Below are 16,162 nucleotides of genomic sequence, written 5' to 3'. Positions count from 1 at the left end.
ACCCACCCTGGACTTCCGGTCACCGAGAAGTTCAAGATGATAATTCCTCAAGAAGAGCACCTTGCCGTCGTTTACGAGGACTCAATCCGCATTCCCGGAGATGATGGCGAGCCCTCATATTTCAAGCACCATACGGTGTTCCTACCGTTTGAGAACGAAGATCGCCTGAAGGAGTGGCTCGAAAATGAAGGGACCAAGGTCAAGCACCGCGTTCTCCGCTGCATTCCTCAGGACGTGACGCGGAAAGTCTCCTACACGTTCAGCGACCGGTAACGCAGACAGGGCATCAACAAATGACATTCATCGACTCCTTCAGCTCCGGCCTCGACGATCTTCCGCTACGCAAGCAGCGCAGCACGAGACACGTACTTCAACACCTTGAACGGCATGGACGCTTCTCCGTCTTCGAAGCGACTGACAACGACACGATTGCCGCGACCGTGGATCGTGTTATCCGACGCGGCTATATCGAGACCGACATTTCCTGCGGATATCCCTGGACGAAAACGCAGCTTACGGAGGCTGGCAAGGCCTATCTTGCAAAGTTGACACCGGCCTGATCCATAAAGAATAGATCATGCTTTGAATAATTCGATCTTGACCGCTAAGTTCGTCCTATCTCAATGCGGACGACACGATGACCACTAACGCTGCGCTGCCGACAACACACCCCAGCCGTCTGACCCATTTCCTGATAAGCTCGTTCAAGCGCAAAGCGTATTCGGCAGTCCTGCAGGAGCTTCACGACAACAAGCCCTCCCGGGCGATCACCCGCGATCCCAACTCGCTTGTCGAGGCATGGAAATCGATGCTGGATGCTGCGCAGCGCACCCGCGACGGTTTGAATGAAGCAGATCGACCGCTTCTTTACGCGCTTCTGCACACGGGCCTTGCCATGGACTATGTTTCATTTCTTCGCAGCAATGAAGAATTCGCTGAAGGCATTTCAACGGTTCGCGAAACCTCTCTCTATCGCCAGGAGCAGGAACTGCTTTTCGATGCACTGTGGGACCACCCATTCGCGAAATCCATGCGTGAAGAGTTCATGCTGCTCGACCGCGCAACCGCATTGGACAAAGTGAAGACCGCATGGGACGAAGGCGATATAAAGGCCTTTCTCTATATCGTGAACGCTCTGACATCGATCCAGAACCACCAGCACCGCCGCACTGACCCGCGTTTTTCGGAAGGAACCTTCAGCGATGCAATTGCTTCGCACCCCGGCCTCGAACTGATTGTTATCCCGGTACAACGCGGAAACGGTGTCGATAGCGGCGATACTCAGGCACCACTGCCTCCTTTGAGGCTTATCGTATCCAACAAGCCGTTGCCGGTTGAATACGCGCAAGAGCCGACAGAAGAAGATGTCACCGGTTTCGTCCTCGCGAGTGCGGCGGGAACCTACTCATCGCTCAAGCGCTATATGGTCGACGCCTTGTCAGATCGAAATGAGAGCATCGGACACGGACCGTATTACTACACCTCAAATGACGACCGTGGGCTGGCACCGGCATCGAATGTTGTCTCCGCCATCCATCATTACCTGGCAACTCCAACCAATTTTGCATTCAATGCTCAGGAGCGTATGAAAGAGCAACTCGAAGCCATTAGAAACGTTGCGGTCGGACCGACCTATGCCCATCGTTACCTTAGGGCAGACAAACAAGTAGACTGGTCGGAGGCACTGAACTTCGCCAATGGTTTGTCGAAAGAACTGAAGACGCTCGATCCGCGCGCGGCATCGGAAGTCCTCGTGACCCATGGCATGTCCTACGCAGTCGAGAACCTTTTGAAGCTCCGGTTCAAGGACGAAGCAGCCGTGGAAGAAGTAAGGACCGGTTATCTGCAAGGCATTTCCATCCTGCATGCCGATATGGTCGAACTGATTCACGCCGAAGGCGGGAGTACGGAAGCACTTGAACGCTTCGAACGCTATCGGGGCTTCCACCCGGACGTCCTCATGTTTCCCGTCGAAGAGCGCTTGCGATTGGCCTTCCAGGACATCAGCGACATGATGACCGCTCACCTTACTGGCTTGACCATTCTCGAAGAATTATTTGACGAAGAACGACCACTCGCTTCGAAGATCGATTTCGCCAACATCGTGAGAACGATGATCGTCGCGGGCGATATCACCAATGCGATGCGCGTTTACGAGAGCCTTGGTGTCCAACGCAACCCAAATATTGCCGACGCGATCAGTCAAACCTTCAAGGACCTCGGCTACCACGTCTTTCCCGAGTTCAAAGTGACAAAGCTCGACGGATTGGCGGGACGCGCACTCCTCGACAGCCACGGCAATCTCTATTCCAAACTCGTCAAAGCGCCTCACTATCAATCGGTCGACCAAATCACGGCGGGAACCGACTTGCTATCCGCATCGCTCGCCTACTACGTCCTGACATCGCTGAAATTCAGGGACGATGTCGGCGAGCGACCAGCGCAGCAGATAGCAGCTCTCAAGGACTTCATAGCTCAGCGATCACTGGTCAAAGAGCTGAAAGAGAACATGCAAGACCTACCAGACCCCTTGAAGCCGCTGTATCTGGATGGCGTGAAGCTTGAGGCTGACGATCTTGCCGACAATCTGGCGCTGAAGGGCGTCAGAAACCCCCAGGAAGCAGTGAAACAGGCTATTTCAGAGGTGAGCGGCAACAAGCCGAGAGCAGCCTTCCATCGTATCATGAAGGCACTCGGCAACGTCAGTGAGTTGATGAGCAATAAATCGAAGAAGTGAGTTTGGGAGGTGAGGCTTTCACGGCCGTTGTCGGCCTCACCTAGCAATCCTGCACATTTCGCGTACGGGGCCGGAACCCTCTACGGCGGCACCAGGTCTCCGGTCAACGGGATGCAATGCATCTGGAAGCCTTCGACTTTCGTGCCTTCTGCTACTTAGCGATCAATTCGCCTTCCCATCCCTAAATGCTATGCAGCAGCCGCATCGGTGACAATAGGCCAGAGCACTTGCTCTTCCGAAGATCACCAAATAGCGTGAGATGAGTAAGGAGTTGAGCGATGCTTAAGCAATTCAAAGAGCTTTTCAATCGTCACGCAGCATTGATCTCAGAGCTTCGGGCTCGCCACGAGGGTCGTCCCTACCACAACTGGAACCACATCCTCGCGATCCTCTATCTGGCCTCCAAACATCCGCATCTGATCAATGATATCGAGGCCTTCTTCTGGATGGCAGTTTTCCACGATCTCATTTACCGGAGCGACCGCCAGGACAACGAGGAAAAATCTGCTGCAGCCGCGCAGGAAAGTCTCATTGCCCTGATTTCAGAGGCTCGCTTGACGCTGGTCTGCCTCGGCATCTCTGCCACCGCCAAGCATCAAGTCCCTGAAGGTCTGAGCCCTGCAGAAACTCAGGACATCGCTTTCTTCCTCGATTGCGATCTTGCAATCCTTGGCACGGATAGCGAAACGTTCAGTACCTACGACGCTGCCATTCGGGAAGAGTATGCATGGGTGCCTGAGCCGCAATGGCGAAGCGGCAGGGCAGGGGTCATGAAAAACTTCCTGGGAAGAGACCCGCTGTACTTCACTGCGGAGATGCGCAAGGAATTCGAGGCGTCTGCTCGCTATAACATGAAGGCACTTATAAAGGAGTTATCGGCGTAAAATTGAAATTCTCATCAAATATTTTTGGAGAGAATTCCTTTGCGTGATTGACAGGCAGCTTCTTTCCCGATTTATTCGCGCAGAATTCCTTTGAGCGTGGATATTTTCTTTGTCTGTTAGCCGCACTTTCAAAATCCTTGGTTCCGGCACGTTTCGACCTGATCGGGAAGTCACGTCTATTGAGCTTGATGATCGCCTCAAGCGTCGACGCGGATGGGTCGAGAACAAATCTGGTGTGAAAGCTCGGCGATTTGCTGGCGAGAAGGATACGACCGTTTCCATGGCAGCAAACGCCGCTCAGGCAGCGTTTGCGAATGCAGGCTGGTCGAAGATCGCCGTCGGAGACATCGATTGCATCATTTCCGCGTCAGGCACCATGGAGCAGGCAATTCCTTGCACCGCTTCCCTGATCCAGAAGGCCCTTGGCCTGTCACACATGAATATCCCTTGCTTCGACATCAACAGCACATGTCTGAGCTTCCTCACGGCCCTGGACAATGCCTCAGCTCTGATGGCTGTCGGCCGCTACCGGCGCATTCTACTGGTGTCGAGCGACATTCCTTCTCTCGGCCTCAATTGGGACCACATGGAAAGCAGCCTGATCTTTGGCGACGGCGCAGCGGCCATGATTATCGAACGATCCAGCTTCGGTTTTTCCGCGTCGGCGACCGTCAGGGCAAGCCACATGGAGACTTACAGCGTGGCCGCCAACGTATGCCAGGTGCAGGCTGGCGGTACGAAGTTCCACCCATCGAGACAGAATGGTGACCTTTCCAAGCTTGCCCTGTTCGAGATGGACGGCAAAGCCGCCTACAAGGTCACAGCCGCTAACATAGACAGTTTCCTCTCGACGCTTTTTACTGGCACGGGCCTCCAGATGAAGGATATCGACCTGGTCATTCCACACCAGGCGAGCTTCCTCGCGATGCAACACCTGCGCAAAAAGTTGAAAATCCCGCAAAACAAGCTGGTCGATATTTTCGCTGATCACGGTAATCAGATTGCCGCCTCCATCCCGACCGCCTTCCATATCGCCAGGACCGACGGACGCCTGAAGTCCGGCGACAATGTTCTCCTCATCGGCACCGGTGCCGGAATTTCGCTCGCAGGCATGATTCTGCAGTTTCACTGAACAATGGGAATTTCACGTGACGATTTCGCAAGACCTTCGCAAGATTGCCGATGAGTACGCCCCTCAGGCCGTTCTTCCATTCACCTACGATGAAATCATCTCCATAGCACGGGCCAAGCTCGGCATTCGGCAAGAACAAGTACACTCAGCGCTGCACCAGCTTTACGCAGCTAAACAGATTTCCTACCCGAGAACCGATGTACCCTATCTTCCGACCGTCCTTCTTCCTGACCTGCCGCTGATCATGTCCGCCCTCGACGTGAGGTTCTCGACCGATGAACCAGCGCGACATCACAACGGCCATTACATGTCCCCGGCCTGGAGAAGCCCGGAGAGTTTCGATCTGCATTACGGGATCATTCCGACAAGCGCGTTCGATCCAGAACTGTATGACACGATGCCCGATGAATGGCGAAAACTCTTCGACCTCATCGTCGAACGTTTCGTCGCCGTGTTTACTTTCAAACCGTCCCTCATCTCCAAGGAGGCGCGCGCAACACTCCTCGCTGCAGCCGACCTTATCGATCAGCTTGAAACGGACGTCAGCGACGAAAACAAGGGGCTTTGGCGCTTCTGGAGCCGCAAGGCCTCAGAGCTTGCCTCCAAGCTTGCAGACAAGGAATTCTCATGAGAGCCCTCGTTACAGGCGCGACGGGCGGCCTTGGCCGGAACCTGGTTGAACGACTTCATCGCGACGGTCATGACGTTATCGCAACCGGCCGCAACAGGGCTGTCGGCCAGGCAATTGCCTCGGAAGGCATTCGCTTCGAGGCTGTCGATCTGGCAGAAGATCAGCGACTTCAGACCCTTTCAGAAGGATGCGATGTCGTATTCCACTGCGCCGCTCTATCCTCACCCTGGGGACGCAGGGAAGACTTCGAAGCCATCAACGTCAATGGCACGATCAACGTTCGTGATGCCGCGCTTGCCGCTGGCGCGCGACTGGTTCACGTCTCGACCCCGAGCATCTACGCAAACTTCAGCGATCAGTTGAACATCAGCGAATTCTCCCTGCTTCCGAAGAGAAAGATCAACGACTACGCACGCACGAAGTGGGAAGCTGAAGCGCACATCGATCTTTCCGTTCGAAACGAAGGTCTGGAAGCGATCATCATTCGACCGCGCGGCATTTTCGGACCATATGACACCACCTTGATGCCGCGCCTGATGGCGACCGCCGAACGCGGTCCAGTTCCGCTTATCAACGGCGGCCAGGCTGTCGTTGATGTGACCTATGTCGAGAACGTCGTCGACGCACTCATCCTTGCTGCGGAGGCCCGCCACATCAAGCACGGCGAGGCATTTAACATCACCAACGGAGAGGCGGTCGTAATCGCCGACCTCATCAAACAGGCTCTGACCGCAGTCGGCGTGCCGTACACTACGAAGAACGTTCCTTACTGGCTGGCCAATCTCGTCGCCCGAGGCATGGAATTTTCCGCAAGGATTGGCGCGATCAAGGGCGAACCTGCACTCACCCGCTATACAGCCGGTCTGTTCGCATTCGACCAAACCCTCGACATCACGCGAGCCCGAACAAACCTCGGCTATTCGCCACGGATTTCGATCAAGGAAGGGATCGCTCGTTATGCCGAGTGGTACCGCCTGGATAGGTTCAGGGGACAGCAAGGATGATTACCGTCAGGAGCAAGCTATACGTCGCCGGTTTCTGCAAGAACATCGGCGCTTTGACTATGCGCGGCGAACCCTGGGCCGTGACGAAGTTTCCGGCGATTTGCGCCCTTATTCAGCACCCTTCCGGACGAAACATCCTGTTCGACACTGGCTATGCAAAGCGTTTCCACACGGTGACGCAGAAGCTTCCCTACAAGTTCTATGCATGGTTCACTCCGGTTACCGTAACCGCTGAGGATGAACTCCATTCACAGCTCCTCCTCGACGGCCTTCGCCCGCAGGATATCGACACGGTCATCCTCTCACACTTCCATGCCGACCACCTCGGCGGCATCAAGGACTTCCCCGACGTGACCGTCATCGCGTCTCAGAAAGCTTTTGACGCCGCACAGGCCCTTTCACCGATCCAGGCTGTGAAGACTGGCTTTATCCCCGACCTTATCCCGGGCGATTTCAAAAATCGCATGATGCCTCTGGAGAAGATTCCGACTGTTCCCGTTCTGGACTACCTTCCAGGCTTCCAGAGTGGCTGGGACCTGTTTGGCGATGGGAGCGTGCTCGCTGTGCCGCTTCCAGGACACGCCAAGGATCAGTTCGGCATCTACTTCCAGGATGCGCAGCATGGCGAAATCTTTCTGGTCGCAGACGCTGCATGGTCCAGCCGGGCCATTCGGGAAAACCGCCTGCCTTCGTCCTTGGCTTATTCAGCCTTCGACAGCGGACAGGATTACGACCGCGTCATGGGCAAACTCCATCACCTCACGAAAACCAGGCCGGAAGTAAAGCTCGTGCCTTCCCACTGCAGCGAAATATGGAAGGAAATCGACAATGCCCGGCCTCTTTGACAGCGCCACCGTGCTTTGGCACTACCTCGCGGCCAAACGCCGTCTTGGAGCGATATCGTCCAAGGCTGACGTTGAACAAATCCAGACTGATGGCATGGCCCGCTTTCGTCAAAAGGTCATGGCACGATCACCATTCTATCGCGAATATGTCGACGCTCCACTCTCGGAGATTCCGATCATAACGAAGCGGGAAATGCTTGAAAATTTCGACCGGATGAACACGGCCCGAATCAAACTCACCGAGGCTTTGGCGGTTGGTTTGCAGGCCGAGAAGGACCGAGACTTCTCACCAATGATAGGGGACATCACGGTCGGACTTTCCTCCGGCACCTCGGGCAGCAGGGGCGTCTTCCTTGTTTCCAAGGAGGAGCGTCTGCGATGGGCGGGCATAATGCTCGCGCATGCGCTTCCACATTCGATCCTGAAGCCCACTCGGATCGCATTCTTCCTGCGCGCCAACAGCAATCTCTACACCACCCTCAACAGAGGCAAACATCTCGTCCTGGACTTCTACGACATCACTGCTGGCCACCTTCTGGGCGGCACCAGATCAGGGAAAGGCGACGAAGCCTATGTGGACAGGCTCACCCGCACACAGCCGGATGTCCTTGTGGCCCCAGCGTCAATCCTTAGGCATCTTTCAAACCTTGCTTCCACCGGCAACTTCCACATAGCGCCCAAGCGCATTTTCTCGGTAGGCGAGGTTCTCGAACCTGATGACCGCAAACATATCGAAGGCGTGTTCAATAGGCGCGTCGACCAGATTTATCAGTGCACGGAAGGTTTCCTGGGAATATCGGACAATTCAGGAACGCTGCAGTTGAATGAGGCGTTCGTTATCATCGAAAAAGAATGGGTCGACAAGGCATCCGGCCGGTTTCGACCCATGATCACTGATTTTTCTCGGACCACCCAGCCCATCATCAGGTATCGACTGGACGATATTCTGATTGAAGACCGTTCACACATTGGGCCGTTTACCGCGCTGAAGCAGATTGAGGGCAGGGCGGATAGCACGCTCTACTTCCCGACAGCCGACGGTAAACTGAAGCCGATTTTCGCAGATGCGATCCGGCAAGCTGTCCTCGCTTCCGATCTCGGCACAGCAGAATATCAGATCGTTCAGACGGCACCGGACAACATCGAGATGCAATGGGGGCCAGCACCCGCCGTACCGGGACCGATCCACACCAAGACCTTCCAACGCCTGCTCGCCGATGTTGCGCAGCGTCATGACTGCCTGCCCCCTAGCGGCTTCGTCAAACCTCTTCTGCGAGCGGCTTACGACGTCAAAGTGAGGCGTATCGCGAGACATTTCCCGGTCAACGAGGGGCAGACGCGATGAAAACGGTTCTCGTAACCGGCGCGCGCTCACCGGCCGCCCTTGAAATCTGCCGAGGCCTGCAAGCGAGCGGATCGCGCGTCGTGGCAGCCGACAGCATGCGCTTTCCCATTTGCCGATTTTCGAACTCTGTCGACCGCTCGGTTCGGATTGCGCCACCAAGGCAACAACCGAAAGCGTTCGTCCGCGACCTCAACCGGATCATCGCAGATGAGAAGGTCGACATCATCATTCCAACCTGTGAGGAGCTCTTCCACCTTGCACTTTACCAGCAGGAGATCAACTGCCAAATCTTCACCGGCGACATAGCCCAGCTTTCCTCCTTTCACGACAAGTATCGCTTCCTCCAATGCGCCGAACCCTACGGCATTTCGATCCCCAAAACGGCAATCCTCAACACACGAGAGGCAATGCTTGAAATCGCAAACACGTCCGCAATCGAGGGCGACAAGGTCAACGGCCTGGTCTTTAAACGTGTTTTCTCTCGCTTTGCGGAGGGAACTTTCGTGAAGCCCACAGCGGCGCAGCTCGATGCAATCCATCCGACCGCGCAGAACCGCTACATCGCGCAGGAATTCATTCCAGGTGAAGAATTCTGCTGCTATGCGATTGCGGCCAAAGGAAAGCTGAAGGCAATCAGCATTTACAAGCCAAGTTATCGGGCGGGCAGGGGTGCAGGCATCTTTTTCGAGCCGCTTGATCAACCGGAAATAAAGCAGTTTGTCCGCGCTTTCGTGGACGGCCATTCCTTTACGGGCCAAGTTAGCTTTGACTTCATCGCAGCACCTGAAGGCCGAACCTACGTCATCGAGTGCAATCCGCGCGCAACGAGCGGTGTTCACCTTCTTGACAAGGACACGGACTGGAACCGCATGTTCAGCATTGGTCCCGAAGATGAAGATCACTGCCACACGCCGCGCATGGAATCGAAAATGGTGGCGCTCGCCATGCTCACCTACGGACTCAAGAATGCAAGACCACGAGCCTTCCTGACCGATTGGAAACGCGCCAAGGACGTCACCTATCGCAGAAACGATGTCTTGCCCGCAGTCGGCCAGCTGGCAACAATGACAGAATTCCTTCTACGATCAGCGAGAAAATCAATCTCGCCTCTCGCAGCAACCACGCATGACATCGAATGGAACGGAAATGACTGACCATCCTTCTTCCGCCGACCACGGCCAGGCCATGGACCGTAAATACAGGCGTGCGCGGCATGTGTACGATCTGACGCGATTTGGTTTCCTGCTCGGACGCAACCGGGCAATCCAGGCTTTGGCAATCCAGCCAGGCAAACACATTCTTGAAATCGGCTGCGGCACCGGTCGGAACCTACATCTGATGTCGAAACGTTCTGACAACGCACACTTCTACGGGCTCGATATATCCGAAGAGATGCTGAAGTCCGCGACACGTAAATTGCAGGGCACGCCGAACATCAAGCTTGCCAAGGCTGATGCTTCCAACTTTTCGGGACAAGAGCTGTTCGGAAAGCGGACTTTCGACGGCATCTTGATGTCATTCACGCTGTCGATGATGCCCCAATGGCACAAGACACTGGACCTTGCTCTTTCCCATCTGGGACCTCAGGGCGTCGTTTCGATTGTCGATTTCGGTGATTTTTCAGGATTTGGCCCACTGCGTTCATGGGCGATTACCGAATTGGGGAAACACCAGGCTCCACCGCTTCCCGACCTATGGGATCAGATTTACGAGCGGACATTCGGCAAAGACGGCAAATACTATCCATCCTTGCGACAGGCATACCGAGGTTTCGTTCAGTTTGCGACGATCCAGAAATCAATGAATTTTGGCAAGGACACGAACAGGGCCCATGACGATGTCATAAGCCCCATTTCGCAACCGCACCGAAAAGCCTGACGAAGACCATCAATTCTGATGCTTAGCCTTGATGTCCTGACAATACTGAACATGCTCCGGGTTTTTAGCGAATTCAGGATTGTCACATCTCGCGATCCTTGCGCTATTGGCCTGGCCCCAGAACATCATCACCAGAGTAACCAAAATCACGAATACGCAAAGTGCAATAAGATGCTCGGGCCAGTTTCTCAATATCGTCTCCCTTAAAATTTGAACGGCTCTCGTCCGCGAGAAATTCCAGAGGACGGCGACAGCCTGACCAATCGGTACCCCCACCAGTTTTTAGACTGCAATTCCTGCGCGACCGACGAGCCTCTTCAGAAGTTTTGACTTATAACCCGGCCGCGTCAATTCCTTGTGACGCTCCAGAAAAGCCTTCGCCGCCTGGTCCGGCGTCCAGGGAATTACCTTGAAGTCGTAAGGCAATAGTTCCTTACCGTCTGCCGACCAAGATTCACCGCCCCAGTTTGTGAGATCGCGGCGCTCGGTCATCAGGAGGCGTACATCCATGATCTTGATCTCAACCGGATGGGTCATCACGACTTTAAACCGCCGCAGGATCGAACTTTCACAGCGCTTTTCGACAACCTTGTAATCAGGGCAAAGGGACTTCAACGGCGCGCTCATATCGCCGCAAACCGCCTCCCCAGCCTCATGCCAGAGGGCCTGCAGCCGCAGCTCTTCCTCAACGGAATAGCTGCCCAGAACGCAATGTTGCGCGGTCGCGAAAAACTTCCGTTTCTTCAGAATGTTACTATAGCACTGTCCTGAAAAGCGCCCCTCGTAACCAAGCCCGTAGGCAATGTCCTCGATTGTTATTTCAGAGGAATCCGGGTCACAAAAATCGAAATACGATCCCGATCCGAGGATGATGGTGGGGCCAACTGCATGCTTGACGACACTGCCGCGAAGCCGGTCAATTTCCTTTTGCTCGTCCATGAAAAATCTAGAAATCAGAGTGCGATCCTGAAAGGGTCAACCAATTATCTTCATCGCGCAAGGAATTCCTTGCTGCTCACCGCAGGAATTCCTTGATGTCGATATTTTCACGATGGCACTCAGATTTGGCGGAGAGGACTGTTTCCCTCTCCGCCAATACGCCTACCACTGTTTCAGGATCGCTCGGCCGCGCTTGTCGATCTGCTTCCACTTCATCTTGAAGCTGACAGAGTCTACGCCGCCAAACATCGACGCATTTGCGTGAATTTCCGAGAGACCGATAAGCATCAAGGTTGCCGCTTCCGGTCGGGACGCAAACTCCGCAACATCGGCATCTTTGATCGTATGAATGTCCATATCCATACCGATCAACCGACCGATCTGCGGATCACCCCCGATTTCAAGCCAGATACGTTCACTCGCAGCAGCGTGCCCCGGAAAATGCTGACGGCCGTCTTCATCAACGGTCCGGACCGAGGGTTTTCCACAATCGTGCAGGCGTGCGTATTCCCTGACCGTTTCCCGGTCCAGTTGCTTCTCCAAGACCCTCGGATCAGCAACCCAGTCGGGAAGCTTCCATTCCCCCTTGAGCGGCGATCCCGTTTCCAGGTGTGCAATGAGGTCATCGTAAAAGTCTCTGACGAGTTCGCCGTGACGAAGAACCGACATCCCTGCAGTCTGTTCGCAGGCCTTCATCTCGATTTCGAGAAGAGCGAGCTTTTCCTGAAAGCTGTTCATGACATTTTCCTTGAAGCCATGCGCAACCGGCGTCGCATCCATTCCAGGACATGCGATATCGTTCACGGCGCGCGCGTTGATCTGATCGTGGTGGAAGTCGAGCGTTAGCTTTCCACGATCTGGCGGCTTCAGGATTTTGTGGGAGGGTCGGTCGCCTCTGTACGAGGATTGCTCAACGACGCTTGTCGGAGCTGAGGCAGACCTGCTGCGGGTATTTTCAGTTGCTGGTAGTCCAGCGCGGGCGTCCCGTATGGAAGAGCTACAACATGTTCATTTTCCAAATCTCCTGCTGCTTAAACCAAAAATAGAATGCTGATGTTCGCGTTTCAAGAAGGACCGTTCAATTCATCGGTGATAACCCGAGCGTCTCGACAGTCCTATTACATCAAGGACGGGACAACGCTCCGTCATCCATATCTTTCCAATTTCCAGATTTTCTGTGGTCAGCGGAGAGAAGGCGTCGATCAGATACTCTCCATCGCTCCCTAGTTCGCAACGCCGCGACCCATCAAAGCCCCGTATTGTTTTGAGCGAACCCTTTACCTGCATCACCGGAATGTCCTCCGCGACATCGGCCTCTGGCATGATCGCCATCAGATGAGATTCCTGGCCGGGCACACCATATCTTGCATGCTCGAAGTGCGGTTGAATTAGCACGAAATGACCTGGGTGACCCGGGTGTCGATAAGCCCGAAACACACAGACACCAGCTTCATGGGTCATATTACCCAACTCCACCCGCCATTGATCCTGGGCATCCTCGACGTCCTCCCCAATCAAACCACATTGAGAACGACCTGACTTAGGCATCGGGCCAAACCGAATGAAAATCCAGTCTGACGACGAAGGTTCGAACTCAACAGTACGGCCGTAAGCTCCTGACTCTTCAAGATCGTCTCTGTCTTCAGTCTCCGGCTCATCATCGTCCGGCAGACCTGCTGCCAAGGCTATTTGCTCTTCATGCCAGGCGTTTGACAGAGCAATAATCTCCTCAACGCTCTGCGTCTCCAGCGCAAACCATGAGTTCAAGTCGCCATCTGCGTGGAAAGCGTTTGCCCTGAACATCGCGTCAACAAACCAACCCACGCGATGCAGATCACGCAGAACCCTTTCCCTGCACTCAGATGGAGTTTCGCGCCAGACTGCAACAATACGATCCCGCACGGCTTCTCTGACGCGACCACCGCCGAAGGAGTGGTAACGCAGGTGCACTTCTTCAATCTTGGCATCTTCGTCCGTCATGTTGTCGATTATGCAGACCTGTCTGCAAAATTGAAGCCGCCATTCAAAACCGTATATGAATAAGGCCGACCCCTACACACCTTCTTATATGCATCGCGTAAAATTATGCTGGGCAGACACAGGAGTAGCACCATGTCAGAACACTTTGGAATCACAACGGACCTAATTCATTTCAGTGACGCACCCGCACTGCTCGGAGTTGACACGAATGGAGCAGCCCCGCAGCGCGTATACGGAATTTTCGTCGAAGCCGAAATGTACGAGTACGAGGGAGACATAACCCAGAACTACTGGCTTAAACTGGCAACAAGTTCGACGTTCGACAAGAGTTCGAGCCAGCCAGGGGCGGAACACTTCATGTGGGCCAGTGACGTTCAACGCATCGATCTTTTCCTGGGAGCTATCGTCAGCGCCTCAGTTGTCAAAGGATGGAACAGAGAGCTGAACGGCAAATTTGATGGCTACCAGAACATCGCGCAGGTTGAATTCTCCGAGGACGCGACAGAGGAATGCTGGGACAATCTTTCGTGCAGAGTGAATTCAACCGATGGTGGCTTCGAAGCTCGCCTCTACAACAAGCATGCTACACTCGCATCGATCTATGCCGCCCTTTCAGATAAGGGCATCGACCAAGCTCTGGACGCCGTCAAGGAGCTGAGAGAATGGGCCGACAAACATCAGCGGCTCCTATACAAATCGATTGCTGAGAAGAACGAAAACGAGCCAGCTTCGCTCGGAATGCGATAATTGACCAATTTGCGCATTGAGATGCGCAAAAATCCTTGTTTCTCGCTCTCGATGAGATCAAATCCCTCAGAGAATGGAGCGACAAGCACCAGCGCATTCTCCTGAAGGAAATCGCCGCCAATCTGCTGCGCCGGGCATTCGCTGATTAGGGGCAGGAGTGGCCAGAAAATCTTCTTGCCACTCCTTTTCACCTTGCAAGAACCTCAAACCAACGGCGACAATAGCGCCGTGAATATCGGGACTTCACCGCCCCTTACCTGTGCAGGTTCATGAGCGTTAAGATTTATCACGGCTTCAAGTTTCAATCAGGCAGCCTTCAGGAGTTGCAGGAATTCCTTATGAAGTGGCGGGGAATACTCAAGCCTCTGCACCGCGCGGGACTCGCTGCCGTTCACGCTCGCATCGCAACCGACACTTTTGACCAATCCTTCATAAACCCGAAGAGTAAAGCCGGTAAAACGCCCCTGATGGAGGCGTATCACTCCGTCATGGACAGGCAGAGAGAAATCAAGAAGACCGGCTACAGGGACTGTGAAGTCGATTTTGACTTCGAGGTCTCGATCATGCCCCATGGCCGAAACATCTATGGGATCATCTACACTGAACGAGGCAGTTGGCGCGATCTCTTCATGGACCAACCGGAGATTTCCGATTTTTCCTATTGGGACAACTCAGACAGACCGAGCGAAATCACCGCCCGCCAATGGAGACATCGTTACAAAGTCTGGGATGCGCTCCTGCTTAGAGGCCCCGATGCGATCCCCGCCATGAGAGGGCTGTCGGCCCAATGCACAACGGAATCCTTCTATGTCGAAGCGGATGACATTGTTGCGGCGATCAAGCCTCACGAGGTGCGTGTTCGCAACCTGGCCCGAAGCGCCGTGATGGACGCAGACATGAAACGCCGAATGGCGAGACTTTCAGAAGCGGAAGTTAAATCCAGGGTTTTCGAGACCTTTTTCGATGTCGAAAAATGGCTCAAGAGCCCCGACGGCAATGCCGCGCTTCAGGCCAAGATCAAAGAGCTTGAGATCATTCTGCCGAAAAAGCTCACCAAGGATATGCTCCTAGAGAAGCGACCGACACCAGATGAGCCAGATAGTCCTACACCTTCATAATGCCTGGCTTCTTAGCTGCTATTCGACATGACCGCATTCCCTTCGATTGAGGGGCCACATCTATTCCAGCTTAAATGGGAACAGACGTTCAAAGGTGGAATAAACCTTCCGACCTTCACCAAGATGCTCAGCCACACTTACAATTGAACTGACCAGCGCCATCTCTTCTGGCTTAGCCCCCAACAACGGCAGTACCGTTGCGAGATCGTTTGCAATCCTCCGAGCATCGACGAGAACACGATTGCCCATCCGCGCCAATTTCACAGCCTCATTCCAGTCGTCTATCGTCCCCAGACTGCTCATGACTATCCCGGCCGGTAGAAGTCGGTCTCGAACCCGCCAGACGTTAGGCGCGCAATAAACTGGAAGACCATGCTTCTCCGACAGCGAGGCAGCCCGAACGCCGACATAGGCCGACCTGGTCGCGGTCGACGGCCCGACAAAGAGGTCGATTGAACCAGAACCCGGACCGTCCGAACCAGAACCTGGACCATCATCTGAAGTAGGAACAGCACGACTACGGCCCTTCTTCAGATGATGCATCAAGGCGTCACCTTTCCATCCAAAGGCTTCAGCAACCAGATTGATCCGTTCAAACTGACGAAGATTGCCGCTATCCACCTTGGCAAAGGCAGCGGTCAGCTTACGCATGATTTCATGCGTCAATTCTATACTCGACATCCCATACTCCTAATCGGACCGTAACAGAATGCTCCCGTTTTCCGAATTCCGATTTGAGAAAGGAAATTCGATGGTTTTCTTGCTCGGGTTTAGCATGCCTTTCGGTGGGAGCTGCCTGGTTGACCGACGACCAAAATTTAACCTAAAGGAAATCTCGCGAAAATAAATAGGGATGCAAAGGAAAATCTAGGAATAATGGAGCTTTTTAGTGTCGCGAATTAATCATCTGTTAAGGCGCAGA

Annotated in this window: 18 protein-coding genes; 14 read left to right on the top strand and 4 right to left on the bottom strand. The window is 54.2% G+C overall.

Annotated features, from left to right (window positions below; translation table 11 throughout):
* Nucleotides 1-36 precede the first annotated feature (36 nt).
* The 11 genes from FFR93_RS01245 to FFR93_RS01195 all read left to right on the top strand — a co-directional run bounded on the left by FFR93_RS01245 (nucleotide 37) and on the right by FFR93_RS01195 (nucleotide 10,456).
* Nucleotides 37-273: a hypothetical protein gene (locus tag FFR93_RS01245; RefSeq protein ID WP_138391519.1), complete on the top strand. Its 237-nt coding sequence runs from the start codon at nucleotides 37-39 to the stop codon at nucleotides 271-273.
* Nucleotides 274-293: 20 nt separating this feature from the next.
* Nucleotides 294-560 (top strand): hypothetical protein, encoded by a 267-nt coding sequence (locus FFR93_RS01240; protein ID WP_138391518.1) that lies wholly within the window; start codon nucleotides 294-296, stop codon nucleotides 558-560.
* A 77-nt stretch (nucleotides 561-637) separates the two neighbouring features.
* Complete coding sequence (locus FFR93_RS01235; RefSeq protein WP_138391517.1) at nucleotides 638-2,737, top strand: hypothetical protein; 2,100 nt, start codon at nucleotides 638-640, stop codon at nucleotides 2,735-2,737.
* Between the two features lie 278 nt (nucleotides 2,738-3,015).
* Nucleotides 3,016-3,621 (top strand): hypothetical protein, encoded by a 606-nt coding sequence (locus FFR93_RS01230; RefSeq protein ID WP_138391516.1) that lies wholly within the window; start codon nucleotides 3,016-3,018, stop codon nucleotides 3,619-3,621.
* Between the two features lie 109 nt (nucleotides 3,622-3,730).
* Nucleotides 3,731-4,753 (top strand): beta-ketoacyl-ACP synthase III, encoded by a 1,023-nt coding sequence (locus FFR93_RS01225; protein WP_138391515.1) that lies wholly within the window; start codon nucleotides 3,731-3,733, stop codon nucleotides 4,751-4,753.
* Nucleotides 4,754-4,769: 16 nt separating this feature from the next.
* A complete protein-coding gene (locus tag FFR93_RS01220) occupies nucleotides 4,770-5,384 on the top strand; it encodes a DNA topoisomerase (RefSeq protein ID WP_138391514.1) in 615 nt (204 codons plus the stop codon).
* Nucleotides 5,381-6,388, top strand: a complete 1,008-nt coding sequence (locus tag FFR93_RS01215) for an SDR family NAD(P)-dependent oxidoreductase (RefSeq protein WP_205910719.1) — start codon at nucleotides 5,381-5,383, stop codon at nucleotides 6,386-6,388. The genes FFR93_RS01220 and FFR93_RS01215 overlap by 4 nt, the downstream gene beginning before the upstream one ends.
* The gene (locus FFR93_RS01210; protein WP_138391513.1) at nucleotides 6,385-7,233 is read left to right on the top strand and encodes an MBL fold metallo-hydrolase; all 849 of its coding nucleotides are present in this window, start codon (nucleotides 6,385-6,387) and stop codon (nucleotides 7,231-7,233) included. The genes FFR93_RS01215 and FFR93_RS01210 overlap by 4 nt, the downstream gene beginning before the upstream one ends.
* Nucleotides 7,217-8,578: a F390 synthetase-related protein gene (locus FFR93_RS01205; protein WP_138391512.1), complete on the top strand. Its 1,362-nt coding sequence runs from the start codon at nucleotides 7,217-7,219 to the stop codon at nucleotides 8,576-8,578. The genes FFR93_RS01210 and FFR93_RS01205 overlap by 17 nt, the downstream gene beginning before the upstream one ends.
* Nucleotides 8,575-9,732: an ATP-grasp domain-containing protein gene (locus tag FFR93_RS01200; RefSeq protein WP_138391511.1), complete on the top strand. Its 1,158-nt coding sequence runs from the start codon at nucleotides 8,575-8,577 to the stop codon at nucleotides 9,730-9,732. The genes FFR93_RS01205 and FFR93_RS01200 overlap by 4 nt, the downstream gene beginning before the upstream one ends.
* A complete protein-coding gene (locus tag FFR93_RS01195) occupies nucleotides 9,725-10,456 on the top strand; it encodes a class I SAM-dependent methyltransferase (protein WP_171049015.1) in 732 nt (243 codons plus the stop codon). The genes FFR93_RS01200 and FFR93_RS01195 overlap by 8 nt, the downstream gene beginning before the upstream one ends.
* A gap of 282 nt (nucleotides 10,457-10,738) precedes the next feature.
* Here the strand turns inward: FFR93_RS01195 and FFR93_RS01190 are convergent, their stop codons facing one another.
* On the bottom strand, nucleotides 10,739-11,395 hold the full coding sequence (locus FFR93_RS01190; RefSeq protein WP_138391509.1) for a hypothetical protein: 657 nt from the start codon (nucleotides 11,393-11,395) through the stop codon (nucleotides 10,739-10,741).
* 162 nt (nucleotides 11,396-11,557) lie between these two features.
* A complete protein-coding gene (locus FFR93_RS01185) occupies nucleotides 11,558-12,064 on the bottom strand; it encodes an HD domain-containing protein (protein WP_205910718.1) in 507 nt (168 codons plus the stop codon).
* Between FFR93_RS01185 and FFR93_RS40600 the strand changes: the two genes are divergently transcribed.
* A complete protein-coding gene (locus FFR93_RS40600; protein WP_171048998.1) occupies nucleotides 12,047-12,241 on the top strand; it encodes a hypothetical protein in 195 nt (64 codons plus the stop codon). The two genes, FFR93_RS01185 and FFR93_RS40600, sit on opposite strands and share 18 nt — an antisense overlap.
* A gap of 237 nt (nucleotides 12,242-12,478) precedes the next feature.
* On the opposite strand, the gene FFR93_RS01180 is transcribed toward FFR93_RS40600, so the two are convergent.
* Complete coding sequence (locus FFR93_RS01180) at nucleotides 12,479-13,375, bottom strand: hypothetical protein (RefSeq protein WP_138391507.1); 897 nt, start codon at nucleotides 13,373-13,375, stop codon at nucleotides 12,479-12,481.
* Between the two features lie 132 nt (nucleotides 13,376-13,507).
* Between FFR93_RS01180 and FFR93_RS01175 the strand changes: the two genes are divergently transcribed.
* Nucleotides 13,508-14,122, top strand: a complete 615-nt coding sequence (locus FFR93_RS01175) for a hypothetical protein (RefSeq protein ID WP_138391506.1) — start codon at nucleotides 13,508-13,510, stop codon at nucleotides 14,120-14,122.
* Nucleotides 14,123-14,445: 323 nt separating this feature from the next.
* Nucleotides 14,446-15,240: a hypothetical protein gene (locus FFR93_RS01170; RefSeq protein WP_138391505.1), complete on the top strand. Its 795-nt coding sequence runs from the start codon at nucleotides 14,446-14,448 to the stop codon at nucleotides 15,238-15,240.
* A gap of 60 nt (nucleotides 15,241-15,300) precedes the next feature.
* On the opposite strand, the gene FFR93_RS01165 is transcribed toward FFR93_RS01170, so the two are convergent.
* Nucleotides 15,301-15,921: a hypothetical protein gene (locus FFR93_RS01165; protein WP_138391504.1), complete on the bottom strand. Its 621-nt coding sequence runs from the start codon at nucleotides 15,919-15,921 to the stop codon at nucleotides 15,301-15,303.
* Nucleotides 15,922-16,162: the final 241 nt, after the last annotated feature.

It is taken from the genome of Rhizobium sp. MHM7A (genome assembly GCF_005862215.1).
Taxonomy (GTDB): domain Bacteria; phylum Pseudomonadota; class Alphaproteobacteria; order Rhizobiales; family Rhizobiaceae; genus Rhizobium; species Rhizobium bangladeshense.
The sequence above is the reverse complement of the archived record's forward strand: the minus strand, read 5'-3'. Positions and strand labels throughout refer to the sequence as shown.